This window comes from Mucilaginibacter sp. 320_HR (assembly GCF_059691875.1).
In genome coordinates this window covers 48,390-60,943 of sequence record NZ_JCAWAI010000005.1, presented here as the reverse complement: position 1 = coordinate 60,943, position 12,554 = coordinate 48,390, and the positions used below count along the sequence as shown (strand labels likewise).

Annotated in this window: 13 protein-coding genes; 5 read left to right on the top strand and 8 right to left on the bottom strand. The window is 42.2% G+C overall.

The genetic code is table 11. The annotated features are described in order from the left end of the window. Positions 1–262: 262 nt before the first annotated feature. The 5 genes from AC59GT_RS17605 to AC59GT_RS17585 all read right to left on the bottom strand — a co-directional run bounded on the left by AC59GT_RS17605 (position 263) and on the right by AC59GT_RS17585 (position 5,319). Positions 263–673 (bottom strand): plasmid mobilization protein, encoded by a 411-nt coding sequence (locus AC59GT_RS17605; RefSeq protein WP_497238850.1) that lies wholly within the window; start codon positions 671–673, stop codon positions 263–265. Positions 674–815: 142 nt separating this feature from the next. Beyond that, positions 816–1,742 (bottom strand): DUF8464 domain-containing protein, encoded by a 927-nt coding sequence (locus AC59GT_RS17600; protein WP_497238849.1) that lies wholly within the window; start codon positions 1,740–1,742, stop codon positions 816–818. Positions 1,743–2,319: 577 nt separating this feature from the next. Further along, the gene (locus AC59GT_RS17595) at positions 2,320–3,156 is read right to left on the bottom strand and encodes an RteC domain-containing protein (protein ID WP_497238848.1); all 837 of its coding nucleotides are present in this window, start codon (positions 3,154–3,156) and stop codon (positions 2,320–2,322) included. Between the two features lie 84 nt (positions 3,157–3,240). Beyond that, positions 3,241–4,614, bottom strand: coding sequence for a cysteine peptidase family C39 domain-containing protein (locus tag AC59GT_RS17590; protein ID WP_497238847.1), 1,374 nt, complete (start codon positions 4,612–4,614; stop codon positions 3,241–3,243). A 63-nt stretch (positions 4,615–4,677) separates the two neighbouring features. Further along, the gene (locus tag AC59GT_RS17585; protein ID WP_497238846.1) at positions 4,678–5,319 is read right to left on the bottom strand and encodes a hypothetical protein; all 642 of its coding nucleotides are present in this window, start codon (positions 5,317–5,319) and stop codon (positions 4,678–4,680) included. A gap of 104 nt (positions 5,320–5,423) precedes the next feature. On the opposite strand from AC59GT_RS17585, the gene AC59GT_RS17580 reads away from it, so the two are divergent. Then, positions 5,424–6,068, top strand: coding sequence for a rhomboid family intramembrane serine protease (locus AC59GT_RS17580; protein ID WP_497238845.1), 645 nt, complete (start codon positions 5,424–5,426; stop codon positions 6,066–6,068). A 6-nt stretch (positions 6,069–6,074) separates the two neighbouring features. On the opposite strand, the gene AC59GT_RS17575 is transcribed toward AC59GT_RS17580, so the two are convergent. After that, positions 6,075–6,269, bottom strand: a complete 195-nt coding sequence (locus tag AC59GT_RS17575; RefSeq protein WP_497238844.1) for a hypothetical protein — start codon at positions 6,267–6,269, stop codon at positions 6,075–6,077. Between the two features lie 105 nt (positions 6,270–6,374). Between AC59GT_RS17575 and AC59GT_RS17570 the strand changes: the two genes are divergently transcribed. The 4 genes from AC59GT_RS17570 (at position 6,375) to AC59GT_RS17555 (ending at position 7,925) form a co-directional block, all read left to right on the top strand. After that, entirely contained in the window at positions 6,375–6,680 is a 306-nt protein-coding gene (locus AC59GT_RS17570; protein ID WP_497238843.1) for a helix-turn-helix domain-containing protein, read from the top strand. A gap of 115 nt (positions 6,681–6,795) precedes the next feature. Beyond that, the gene (locus AC59GT_RS17565) at positions 6,796–7,002 is read left to right on the top strand and encodes a DeoR family transcriptional regulator (protein WP_497238842.1); all 207 of its coding nucleotides are present in this window, start codon (positions 6,796–6,798) and stop codon (positions 7,000–7,002) included. Between the two features lie 37 nt (positions 7,003–7,039). Continuing rightward, a complete protein-coding gene (locus AC59GT_RS17560; protein ID WP_497238841.1) occupies positions 7,040–7,474 on the top strand; it encodes a MauE/DoxX family redox-associated membrane protein in 435 nt (144 codons plus the stop codon). Between the two features lie 139 nt (positions 7,475–7,613). Continuing rightward, positions 7,614–7,925 (top strand): DUF6520 family protein, encoded by a 312-nt coding sequence (locus AC59GT_RS17555; protein WP_497238840.1) that lies wholly within the window; start codon positions 7,614–7,616, stop codon positions 7,923–7,925. Positions 7,926–7,962: 37 nt separating this feature from the next. On the opposite strand, the gene AC59GT_RS17550 is transcribed toward AC59GT_RS17555, so the two are convergent. Together AC59GT_RS17550 and AC59GT_RS17545 are read right to left on the bottom strand one after the other, a co-directional pair. Beyond that, on the bottom strand, positions 7,963–9,318 hold the full coding sequence (locus AC59GT_RS17550) for a RagB/SusD family nutrient uptake outer membrane protein (RefSeq protein ID WP_497238839.1): 1,356 nt from the start codon (positions 9,316–9,318) through the stop codon (positions 7,963–7,965). 16 nt (positions 9,319–9,334) lie between these two features. Further along, positions 9,335–12,541: a SusC/RagA family TonB-linked outer membrane protein gene (locus tag AC59GT_RS17545; protein WP_497238838.1), complete on the bottom strand. Its 3,207-nt coding sequence runs from the start codon at positions 12,539–12,541 to the stop codon at positions 9,335–9,337. Positions 12,542–12,554 lie beyond the last annotated feature (13 nt).

Sequence of the window (12,554 nt, the reverse complement as noted above, 5' to 3'; positions counted from 1 at the left end):
ATAACTGTAGAATTATATAACAATGTATCTATAAACCGGGGCAGCAGTGTAACGCTGCAGCTACATAACTTTTGAGCGGTATAACAGGATATCGATCCGTCTCTGTGACATTACATCATTCTGAAGGCTAACTGTGTAACGCCGTATCGATCTAACCATATAAAATTGTAACAGGCCACTTTTATACCAATGTAGCTTTGTAAAATGATAACAGTATATCACTTAATCGATGTTTCAATATATAATCAGAGCAGTCCGCTTATTACTTTCCCATCAGGCGTATGATCATCCGGAAAGAAACTTCGAGGCTGCGCTGGATTTCGATGTATTCTTTCAGCAGGTTGTTATAGATATTAATGACTTCCGGCGTAAGACTGTTTTTTAGCATGAGCGTGTTGGCATGACGGGCAAGCTGATTAATATTGTTGCCTGCGCGGCCAAGTTCGCTGCCGATACCGTCAAGTATCCGGATCATCTCTTTAGAATTGATAATTACCTTGTCAGCCTGGTTGAGCAGGCGCATCCGCAGCAGTTCAGTTTTACTAATACCCAGTTCCTTTTCAAGAGCTGTAATCTGAATATATTCGGCTTCTGTAAAACGGACATCGATTTTCCTGGTACGTTTCCCGTCCTTCAATTTCGGCCTTCCCCTGAGATTTTTAAAGTCATCCATAAGAAAAACGAGTTGCGAAGTTTTGACAATTTACCCCGTAGGGCAAGATACTTTTTGTCCGACAAAAAGACATCTTGCCTTTCCGGAATCAAAAGGGATTCCGGGATACTTCTTTAATGATCTTAAGGGAAACATAACCTGTTTAAAGAGTTACACCTCTTATCTTTTCTTCCGGACTTCCCCTTTCAGGTCTGGCGGTTAATCCGGCAACGATCTTATCATTGTAATCGTTGTATCCTTCAAAGGCCGATGATCTGTCAGCGGCGTACGGAAGAGCTTTGATAAAGTCTCTGGAAGCCTGGTAACCGGCCGTATCCCTGTCAAAATAAACGTCAAGTCCCGAAAACTCCCTGGCCTTAGCAATACCGTCATTCAGCAGGGACAGGGTATTCAGAATAATGATGCTTGCCTTATCTGCGGGGTGTTCGGTACGCCAGCTCAGGTAATTCATGTAGCCTTCGAAAACAGCAGCCCGTTTAGGATCTCCGGAAATTACAGTGATCGCCTTATTACCCAGACAGCCTTTAAAATATTTGTTGCGGACTTCCCAGCTGCCTGCCTCATTTTTCCAACCGGCTGCAAAAAATGGTTTTTTTTCACCTTTCTCATTTTTCACATGGTAATAAAGTTCCTGTAACTGACCTTTGGCCGCATCATATATTCCCCGGCTTTTCAGATAATTGGTTATCGCCGGATGAGTACCGAGTTCTTTAACCTTTTCAACCACATAGTTGCGCACTTTCACGGGAATCCTCGGCCTGTAATCCTGCACAGTCAGCTGCACATTGCAGGCCGTCTGGATCATTTCCACAACTTCGTTGAAGCTGAGTGCCGGCCAGTAAGCGATGCCGAAGTCAATTATATTACCGCCTCTGCCGCTGCCGTGATCATACCAGGCACCGATCTTATCATCTACACTGAAAGATGGTGTATTGTCCCCTTCTCGGAGCATACTGCGGTACATATATTCCTTGCCGGATTTCTTTACCGGCTGATACCCGAGGCGGCTGAGCAGGTCGACAATAGATGCCTGCTCTTTAAGCTGTTTTGCATTTAAAAACTGGGTCATAATTAAAAAGTTTATAGTGAATCAATAGTGGTCAGGAATTATCCCTGTACCGGCAGCGGGCAGCGAACCCGATTAATCCGCTTCTGCCGGTATTGAAATTTCCGGGACTACTCACGTCAGCATCTACATGCCGGATTCTCATCTGCCTCTGCGCTTTCGGTATTTTGAAATGATCTCACCTTCACAGAATTTTCCGCTTTCCGGGCGGAATAATGCTTTGTCCCTGTATGTCAAAGAGCGCCGGTTCTTCGCTGCGAACCGCTGCTGCCAAATCCGGAGTATTCATTTCCGGGTATCAGCTGAGGATGAAACTCTATCAGATTGTTATGATGGGAGGCGGAAAGGGAAAAGCGAGATGCCGTTCAGTTTTAAAAACTATCAGCCGCTTTTGATCCCGAACCGACAGCCTTTGTCAGTTTCATCGGGATCAAAATTGAGGGTATCGGCGGGGCTTAATTGAGGAGGTTTTCGGTACTACCGAAAAATAATATCTCGAAATATTGATATAAGGCTACAGCGTTAGTTAATAACTGGGATATGCAGTTACAATGAAACATACAGGCGGACAAGACTGGGATTAAAGGTTGCCGCTATCAATCTTCTGCATGATGGCGGATTTCATCTGGTCAATAAATTTCGTTGGACTTAGACGTTTTCGCCGTTCAATTTCATTGAAGCGGCGCTGAATAATACCGATGGAGATCTGCAGAGTAGTTTCCAGCCACCGGACGATCTGGTTAAGGCTGGCATTACCGTTATTCAGCTGTCCGGTCAGCCAGATACCGTATGCGAGTTCAACGATATTTACAGAATCTCCTGTCCATTTCAATTCACTGCTTTGTCCCGCATTTTTAACCTGGCTGTCAGGGAACCTGATCAGAGCGATCTGCTCCAGAATAAAATACTGGATATTTTCAGAGGCCATAAACTTGGCAAAAAGGTAACTCATGGGTGTAGAAACCTCATTTTCGATCTCAGAAAATTCAGCTACAGGTATGGTCAGAGGCCCTGCGCTGCGAATAAAATAGAGCTGATCCATGTCTGAAAGGCCATTTTTATAATACTGATAATGATAGTTATTCATGCGGAAAAAACTCCGCCTTGCTTTAAGTTCATCCTCGTAATATTTGATCCTGCTTTCCGCTGTTCCGATAGGTGCATTTACGGTAAGATTATACCGCATGACCTCTTCGATCCGCCTTGCAAGCAGTTCAGGTTTCTGATATTTAAAAAAACTGATCTCTTCCTGCTGATCATCAAAGCGGAGGTGTTCAATAATCGTGTTGATCTCCGCAATGGCTTTGTCAATTGCGGCAAGCAGCTTGTTGAGTTTATCAAGTCCGTTATCAAGGGTTTCTATTTCAAAAAGCTGTTCATTCAGAACCGCCCTGATTTTCTTTATATCATTACTCATAGGTAAAATTCTTAGCGTGAAAAAAAATGGCAATAGCATCCCATTCCGGTAAATTTTACCGGTTCGGATATTAAACTGAGTGTCTTAACGCTGTCGATACCGCCGGACAAGAAGCGCACCTTCTGAGATCACCGGGAAAGCGCTGCAGATCTTCGGAACCAGAATGGTTATAAGGTAACTCAGCAGCACCTCCGTCATCAGCGCTGGATAAGAGAGTTTAAGAGATCTGTTCCGGTACAGGCAAAAAATAAAAATGAGTATTACATTTAAGGTGCCCGCGAATTCAAACCAAAGGATTTTGTGGCCAATTTTCTTTGCTGAGCTTTTGGTAAAACGATGAAAGCGGTTATAATTATCTATATGTAAAGCCAGTCGTATTTCACTGGTTATAATCGGACCTGGCAAAAGCTCATCTCCGGCAAGCCCTTTTTCATATATTCCCGACAGTTCCTGCATGCGGAGATTGTTGCTGGTTTCTTCCGGAATTCTGTTTGCCGAGATATAAAACATAATTATAAGATAGGCAGAATTAAATGCGCCTGTAACCGGTTCGTAGAACCAAAGCCCCGCAGTGACCAGCAACACGATAGAACCGTCAGCCATAACTACTGAAATAAACAGATGTACAGCGGATTGTATCTTTTGAAGATCGCCTAACGCTTTTTTTACTCTGTCAGAGCCGAAGACATGATCTGAACTGTAGATAACCCGGCCTATTAAAGAAGTGTACAGATGCTGGCTTATCTCGCTGTTCAACATGATCAGTACAGTTTGCCTGATGTAAGCAACCACACTTTTAAAGGCGGTCAGTATGAATAACAGCACCATAAGTGCTATAACAATAGTAGTGCGTTCATCGAGGAATGAATCATTCAAGCCTTTTTGAAGCATCCATGTAATTCCGATGCCAAGTAAAGCAGAGCTTATATTGAGAAAGGGAACAGTGATCAGCAGCGTTTTGCGAAAAGCCGGGATACCCATAAGTTCAAACCAGTGAAAGGACCATATGCCTGAAGCTGATTCCTTCAGGTCATCAAAATACAGGGCTGCGTTTTCGATCCAGCAATCTGAAAGTTCCTGCCCATTTATCGAACGGAAACCTGTTGCCGGATCAGCTATGATGTATTTATAGCCAGCTTTAGTCTTCTGCGCACCAAAGCATACTGCAAAGTGATTTCCGGAAGCCGTCTGCAAATGAAGGATACAAGCAGTTTTGTTACTGCGCAGGAAGTCTGACTCCATTTCAACACAGCGGGACTGCAGGCCGAATTCACCAGCAAGCGATTTCATCTGAAGCAGTGACAAACCTGCTTGACCGGCCGAATAGTTATTGATCAGCCGGATAGCATCTTCCTGTCTGCCGCAGAAATTAAGGATCATGGCGATACAGGCCGGGCCGCAGTCATTCGGGCCGGACTGGCTCATAAAATATTTAAAATAATGACGTAAGCTTTTCATAGGAATAGATATTTAGACAGACAGATATTACGGTACATGGAAATAGAGATACATCGATATGATTTACCCGGTGGAGGGAAACATCAGGAGGCTGATAAAGGTGACTGCGCTAATCCAGATTACTAAAGCAGGAATATAAGAGACAGCCACAATCCGCAGCGACTGGTCAAAACTCAGGGAAGAAATCTGTTTAATCAGATAGCCCAGGAGGAACCAGTAAAGCACTTCAAAAAGATTTAAACTCTGCAACGCATAATACCAGTCAGCTGGTATTTCCTTAAATAATAATAAGGCAGAAAAAATATAATACCGGTGCCAGTCCAACAAATTACCGCCGTGATACGTAGAAGTGAATGTCGCTATTTTGATAGCTGCAGGTACTAAAAACAGATATTCAGCCAGTGTGGCTATCTTAAAAATACTGCTGAGTGAAACGTTCTGATTATTAAGATATAATGCAGTATGCAGAATTAACGTGATACATCCCAGCTTAAAAAGCAGGTAGATCGCAGCAGATATGTAAACCCATTTCTGCATCATATCCAGTATGCTGCCACCCTGGCCCGGCACTCCTGAAAGCGGATCCCCGCTGTTTTCATAGAACTCCGGCGTCAGAATTATTTTTTGAGTGATCCAGATCAGCAGGAACGTTAACAGCAGCAGCAGCACCAGATTAAAAGCGCCATATTTCAACAGAATTTTCATACCCATAGATTTTTGGGTAAAATTCTGCGTGAACAATGCCGTTAACAATTACATGAAATTTTAATTTATAAGTTAAAGTAATTGCACAGAATAAAATACTTTTTATGAATACCTGCCTTATCTATAAAATAACATACGGAGCACCGGTTTCCGCTATACTGATGCTCATTACAACGATCAGCAGTCTATACGGATTATATGATAAAAAGTACTTTTTGTCGCTGATCCTTCATCCGACCGGAATTGTAAAGCACAAGGAATATTACCGGCTGTTTACCTCAGAACTGATCCATAATGATTTAGGGCATTTACTGATGAATGAGGTCATGTATTACCTGATCTGTGTTAACCTGGAGCAGATGCTGAATGGCCGCTCGGCTACCGGTAGCGGAATTTTCCTGGTCATTTATGCAGTCAGTTATTTTACCGGGATTGCTGTGATCACCCTGAGGCACAGAAATGATTTTGGTTATTCCAGTGCAGGTGCGTCTGGAAGTATTATGGGCTGCATGATGAGTTTCATGATCCTGAAACCAGATTATATCGGGCTGTATCTGCCCGTATGGGGTGGGGTTAAAAACAGCGTGATGGCGCTGCTTTTTATTGCGGTTCTGATTGTTTATCAGTACCGGACAAAGAACAGGTTAATGAATAATGAGCTGCATTTCTACAGCTGTGTCGGCGGTATACTGGCAACATTTGCCCTGTTTCCGGAGGTTATAAATTTAACGGGGCTAATGCCCCGTTAAGAAGCTTTACCACCAACCCAGGCATGACGGACCTGTTGCTGCGGCAACCGCGCCGATCACAGCGCCGGCACCGCCGAACAGCCCGCCAAAGGAAGCGGACACGCCAATGTTGTACGCACACTGGCTGACACCACCTTTTAATTCATCAGCTTCAGAATCTTTCAGTTCTTTCATTTTGAGATATTTTACAGTTCCTCCCACTATTGAGAATTGAAGTAAAATTGCCTCAGCTGATCGTCGTAAGCTAAAACCTTAACTTGTAATTTATTACTTTTGCTTATAGGAATAAATCGTGTAAAACAGGATATGGAGAGTATCGGAGAGAAAATAAGAATAAGAAGGCTGATCAAAAATTACAGCCAGGAATATATGGCGTTCATGCTGGAAATATCACAGGCCGCATACTCAAATCTGGAACGTGATGAAACCGAACTGACGATCAAACGGGTTTACGAAATAGCGGAAATTCTGGAGATGTCGCCGTTTGAACTGATGCCAAAACCCAAATTCGGAACCGGTATCAATCACCTGCTCTTTTGGAAAACGATCAAAAAGTTTAAAGATCACTGGGTAGCGAAGATCCGGGCAAAAAAAGAAATAAGCAGTCCCTGACTGGTACCCACAGTGACACTTTATAGCTGATAATCAAATAATTTATAAGTACAGGTTATAGTTAATTAGCCGCTAAAAATCCAACTTCATATAACCAATTTGAGGGTGGAGTGTCATGGATTTCAGAACTTATGAGCAGCGGCTTGAATACATTTTAGAATCTTTAGAAAAAGGCCGGTTTCGTTCCCTTGAAACTGCAGCCACCCGCTTTTCCTGCAGTACCCGCACCATCAAAAGAATGCTTAACCATCTTCGCGAACGCGGACACGATATTCAGTACGACCGGCTGGAAAAAAAATATTACATCAAAAAACCTGAGTGACATTTTCTGTCATTATTGGTACACCAACTTTGATAAAATGAAGCAGCAAAGAAATATGATATCAGACTTGGGGTGGTTATTACTTATCCTATTATGGACTTATGCTGCAGTAAGTAAACTTGCACAGTTTGAACATTTTAAAGATCAGATGAGTATACAGGCATTTGGTAGAAGTGCCGGTCTTTACCTGATTTATGTTTTACCTGCCACAGAGCTTGTTACAGTTGCGCTGCTTTCTTTTTCCTCGCTAAGAATCACAGGCCTATACATTTCGATATCATTACTAATAGTTTTCACCATATATATCCTGTTAATCTTATTACATTTTTTTCCGGTTGTTCCCTGCTCGTGCGGAGGAATACTTGAAAAACTCGGCTGGACACCTCATTTGATTTTTAACCTGGCTTTTATAGCAATAAATATATATGCGTTAATCACTTTAAAAAGAAAGGAGGACTGCGGCATTAAATGAAACATATCAACTACAGACATCGGTTAAAAAAACTGCGCTGTAAACGGGATTAACCGAAAACCCGAAAGAGAGTAGGCAGAACAATTTTCATTATTAAAGTTTTTCCTGTGTTTTTTGATTTAATAAAGCATTGAAAATTATGAAACGTTTTAAAATCAATTTCGCCCTTGTAGCAATCGTTTTGGCCAGTACAGCTGCATTTGCTTTCAAAGCACCTGCAACGCACAAAACATTTAATCCGCTGTGGCAGTATGATGGTTCTGGTTCGACAACCGACCCTTCAAATTATTTCCAGGTATCAAGCCTTAGCTGTCCGACCGGCACAAATATTTGTGCGATCATGGCACCGGCTGATCCTAACGACAGTGACGTTCCAAAAATTGACGCACCTTTAAGTGGCCGCATCAGTTCAAAAACCACTTCTTCAGGTGATGTGTTCCTGAGAAACTAAAAAAAAGGCTGCCTGGATATCAGGCAGCCTTTTTACTTTATCTATTATTCTGACTTATGCCGGTCAGCGCTATAACTGATGGCGGAATAAGTAAAGCAAACCGCTTATCATTAGGCGGTAATGAAAAATCAGCACTTCCTACCTTCCTGTTTAAAGTTTTTGCAAACCGGCTGTCAAAGTTCAGCCTTCGTATGTCATTCCACCTTAGTTGTCCCCTGAAAGCAAGTTCCTTTCTGCGTTCTTTCAGAATTACAGATAACAGATCCGGCGTACCTGAAACATAGGGCGTAAATGCACTTTTAGAATAGCGGTTCTTTAGCAAATTATTAAGATCAGCTAATGCATTCGATTCCTTTCCGAGCCTTGCATTGCACTCTGCGCGTGTAAGCATTAGCTCATCAACTGCAAACCCGTTAAATGGCAGGTAATTATTCCCGGAATAAGAACCTTTAAACGCATTATATCCATCTCCTGAATTCGTGTAATAAACCTGTTTACGAAGATCAGAAGTGCTGTAGTTAAGATAAAATGCTGTATCGACTCGGGCATAATCGGGATAAAGCATCGCAGTCTGTCCGTTAGTTACGCTATGGAAAATAACTTCATCATTAAACTGAGAAAATGGAGTAGCAGACGATGAATCTACAGCGTTATAATCAATCACCTTATTATAAATGGCGAGCGATGAATCAGCGTATAATGCCGCGCGGCTATAATCCTGCATGACAAGGTAAACCCGCGAAAGAGCCGCATATGCCGCTGCTCTTCCTGGTCTCGTTTTCACTGATGTGCTCATTGGAAGCAGTCTAGCTGCGGACCTTAAATCATTTAACAACTGAGCGTAACTCTCTGCAATAGTCGCACGGGTAGTTTGTTCCGTAATATCTGAATTTAACCGGAGCGGTATGCCCGGACCTCCGTTACTGCTTCCGGCATCATATGGCATTGCAAAAATATTAACAAGCTGAAAAAAATTGAAACCTCTGAAGAAAAGGGCACTCCCGGATAACTGATCCTGATCGGCTTTTGATATCGATGCAGAAGAACTTTGTTTTAAACCGTCCAGTATAATATTACAGGTTTCAATATTCGTATAAGCGTAATTCCAGTCGCGCTCTATAGTTGCGGCAGGATCCCATTTATAAGTTAACTGAGCAGAGGCCTCAAAATTGGAGAAAGATGAATTGATTAGAAAATAATCATCTGCCTCCACGTTTGCCGCATCAGGAAACAGCTGATTCATATTGTTATTATTATCAAGCAAGGCTTGAAAGTCTTTAGCAGTTGCGGGCACTGCAAGTGCTTTATCCGGTTTTGCGTCAAGGTATTTTTTGCAGGAATTCAGCGAAAACAGTCCTGTCAGAAGTATGATTATAAATATGAAATTTTTCATTTTAAAGTTTTTTAGATTACAAATCGATTTTACATCCAAGTGAAATTGTCCGGACAGCAGGAAGATTGACACCATAGTCCGGATCAAGCCCTTCCTTATTTGCGCGCCAGAGTATGGCAAGGTTGTTTGCATATCCGTATATTGATATCGCCTTAAAAGGGGCCTTGCGGAATTTGCCTAAAGTGTAACTTAATCTCACATCCTTTAAACGGATATTGTCCCCGCGAACTACGGTTGCATCAGAATTCTGATAAAACGCGTCGCGTTCACTGTTTGCCGGATAACTCAAAGAAGGTACATTGGTGAACTGTTCATCACCTGGTTTCTGCCATCTTTTGGCGTAATCGCTGTAACCGGTCCAGGAAGAAAACAGTGATGAATATCCTGTTGTAAATTTCCTGACGTAGAAATCAAACCGGTAACCGATATTAACCGACAACTCAAAGCCTTTAAACTGAAGATCATTCCTCAGACTGCCAAAATACTGCGGCAATGCCGGCCCGTTATACACAAGATCATCCGTATTGGGTGAATTAATTATGGCTGTATAATCCTCACTGATTTGTCCGTTTAAATAACCTCTCGGATTTCCATTAACCGGATTCAGTCCCGCAGATTTATAACTAACAATTTCATAGGCCGGCTTACCCACGATGGGGTTTATAATCGCACCGTTTCCTACATACGCGGAAGCCACTGTAGTTTTGTACAAATATTTAGTGACCTTATTGAAATTTGTTGAAAAGAGTAAAGTTGTATTCCATTTAAAACCTGCAGATAGATTTTTTGAAGCTATTGTAATATCGACACCGTTAGTTTGAAGATCAGCACTGTTTGTGTTCAGGAAACTGCCTGCACCGATGGTACCGTCGGCAGGTATGAGCCCAATCAGGTTAGTGGATTTTTTGCGGTAATATTCGAAGCTTCCTGAAATAACATTTCCAGCCGTTCCGAAATCAAAACCAATATTGAGCATTGCAGATTTTTCCCAGGTTAAATTTGGATTTGGATAATTGGAGATCACGGCAAAAGGTAATCCTGTAATACTATTAAATGAAAATACCGGCTGATAACTAATCGTGGTAACTGCCGGAATTGTATTATTCACATTTCCGCTGAAACCGTATGTTGCCCGAAGTTTGGCATAAGGCAGCCATGGCAATGGATAAAATTTTTCATCAGAAATTAACCATGATGCCCCGCCAGACCAGAGCGGAACCCATTTATTTCTCGTTTCCACCCCAAAAAGGTTTGATGCATCACGTCTGCCGCTCACACTTAATGTGTATTTGTTATCATAAGTGTAGGAAGCATTTGAGTAGGCTGAAACTGTCCGGTTCAGCAAACCGCTGAAGCCGTTAACATATGGAATCTGGCTGTTTACCGCAATACCGTTGAAAATCGGATAAATTGTTATATTGTCTACAGCCTGAGACGTCAGCGTCTGGTTATCAAAACCATATATTCTCACCGAAGATAAATCGGTGCTTTTCTCGCTGACCTCACCACCGGCTATGATATTCAGGCTGCTTTTCGACCAGCTTTTATCAAAATTCAGCTGACCCCGCACATTATTGCTTGTCAGATTATTCTGTGAGAGATCCAATATTCCTCCGTATGGCAGTATCCTTGTCACACCAGCCGAAGATATCTGGGTAAACCGATTGATCAGATCTCTTGCAAAATAAGTATCCGGGCTGTATTCATTCCGCTGACCAATATTGCTGTTTTCATACTGATACCGGACCTCGGCTTTAAGGAATGGTAAAACCTGGTAACTAAGATTTGCATTTAGCAGTAAATCATGAACTCTTCCTGCATTATTGGCTAGTTTTGTTTCTTCAAGAGGCCGGTATTGCCAGTTCAATAGTTTACCGCTGCCGGCAGTATCAATATACGCCTGCCTGAAGTCTTTAGGAAGCGTTAAGGGGTTACCACCAGCATCAGCAAGCTGAGCGTAAGGATAAAGTGTTCTTGCCTTACCGCCGCCGATTGCATATCCGGGATACCCTCCTGAGCTATTGGAAACAGTTTTGCTTTCAGTGTACTGAACAGATGTCTGCAGCTGTAGCTTTTCTACAGGTTTGTAAGTATTATCATTCCGGACTGTTAAACGGTCATAGGAATTCCCGATCAGGGACTGCAGGTTTCGGTCATATCCGGCAGAAAAACTATTGTTGGTAGTTGAATTACCCCCGCTAATCCGTACACTATACTGCTGATTTACGGCTTGGCGGTAGACATATTTTTCAAAATCATTACGGACATCAAGCTGTCTGAGAGCATTGATTTTAGCATTTGCGGCATCATCCGTAATAGATCCGGCGCGCTGTGCAGCTAAAATCTCAACAACCGGTGAAATAACAGGCTTTCTCTTATTGGTTAATGCTGTATTATAGAAACCTTTCGAAAAAAGGAACTGTTCGGCGTCTATAAAATCCGACGTACTTATGACAGGAAAATAATTAAGATCAGGTTTTGGAGAAACTGTTATGTTAGTGTTAACTGAAACGGATAACGGCTGATTAAATTTCCCTTTTTTAGTAGTTATAACAATAACACCATTGCCTGCCCGCGTTCCCCAGATCGAGGCTGCCGCTGCATCCTTTAAGACAGTTATACTTTCTATATCATTTGGGTTAATATTATTAAAATCACCATCATAGGGGAAATTATCCAGTACAATGAGTGGCTGCGCAATTGAACTTGTCAGTGTACTCAAGCCACGTACACTGAAGTTTGTGGTACTGCTTCCTCTCTTGTCATATAGGACACTGCTGGTTATCCCTTCAAGCCTGCTTAAAATGTTGGTACTGACCTGCCTGTCTATAAGTTTATTATTCAGCTGGGCAAATGATCCGGTGGAACGTTCTTTTGGCAGTAACTGATACCCGGTCGAAACAACTACTTCCTGAAGTTCACGATTGTCAGCAATGAGGTTAATATTTAACAGGCTTGCCGTTTGACCTCTTTTTACGGCAAGAACAGTACGCTTAAAACCTGCGTAACTGATCATTAAGCTATCTTCAGGAAAAGAAAGTTCAATCGCGAAATTTCCCTCTTTATCAGATACAGAAATTGAATTTGAAAGTTTAAGCCGGATAGTGGCTCCAGGCAGTCCGGCGTTATCTGTATTATTCACTACACGCCCTCTGATTATATTTTGTGCGATGAGCCAGCCGGGTATAAATACCAGCATCAGCCCTGATATGATTTTTTTCATTTTTATGCTTAGG

Excerpts from the sequence above, each read along its gene's own strand:
- AC59GT_RS17550 (WP_497238839.1), bottom strand. The coding sequence starts at position 9,318 with ATGAAAAATTTCATATTTATAATCATACTTCTGACAGGACTGTTTTCG.
- AC59GT_RS17585 (WP_497238846.1), bottom strand. The coding sequence starts at position 5,319 with ATGAAAATTCTGTTGAAATATGGCGCTTTTAATCTGGTGCTGCTGCTG.
- AC59GT_RS17565 (WP_497238842.1), top strand. The coding sequence starts at position 6,796 with ATGGATTTCAGAACTTATGAGCAGCGGCTTGAATACATTTTAGAATCT.
- AC59GT_RS17600 (WP_497238849.1), bottom strand. The coding sequence starts at position 1,742 with ATGACCCAGTTTTTAAATGCAAAACAGCTTAAAGAGCAGGCATCTATT.
- AC59GT_RS17595 (WP_497238848.1), bottom strand. The coding sequence starts at position 3,156 with ATGAGTAATGATATAAAGAAAATCAGGGCGGTTCTGAATGAACAGCTT.
- AC59GT_RS17580 (WP_497238845.1), top strand. The coding sequence starts at position 5,424 with ATGAATACCTGCCTTATCTATAAAATAACATACGGAGCACCGGTTTCC.
- AC59GT_RS17545 (WP_497238838.1), bottom strand. The coding sequence starts at position 12,541 with ATGAAAAAAATCATATCAGGGCTGATGCTGGTATTTATACCCGGCTGG.
- AC59GT_RS17555 (WP_497238840.1), top strand. The coding sequence starts at position 7,614 with ATGAAACGTTTTAAAATCAATTTCGCCCTTGTAGCAATCGTTTTGGCC.
- AC59GT_RS17605 (WP_497238850.1), bottom strand. The coding sequence starts at position 673 with ATGGATGACTTTAAAAATCTCAGGGGAAGGCCGAAATTGAAGGACGGG.
- AC59GT_RS17570 (WP_497238843.1), top strand. The coding sequence starts at position 6,375 with ATGGAGAGTATCGGAGAGAAAATAAGAATAAGAAGGCTGATCAAAAAT.
- AC59GT_RS17590 (WP_497238847.1), bottom strand. The coding sequence starts at position 4,614 with ATGAAAAGCTTACGTCATTATTTTAAATATTTTATGAGCCAGTCCGGC.
- AC59GT_RS17560 (WP_497238841.1), top strand. The coding sequence starts at position 7,040 with ATGAAGCAGCAAAGAAATATGATATCAGACTTGGGGTGGTTATTACTT.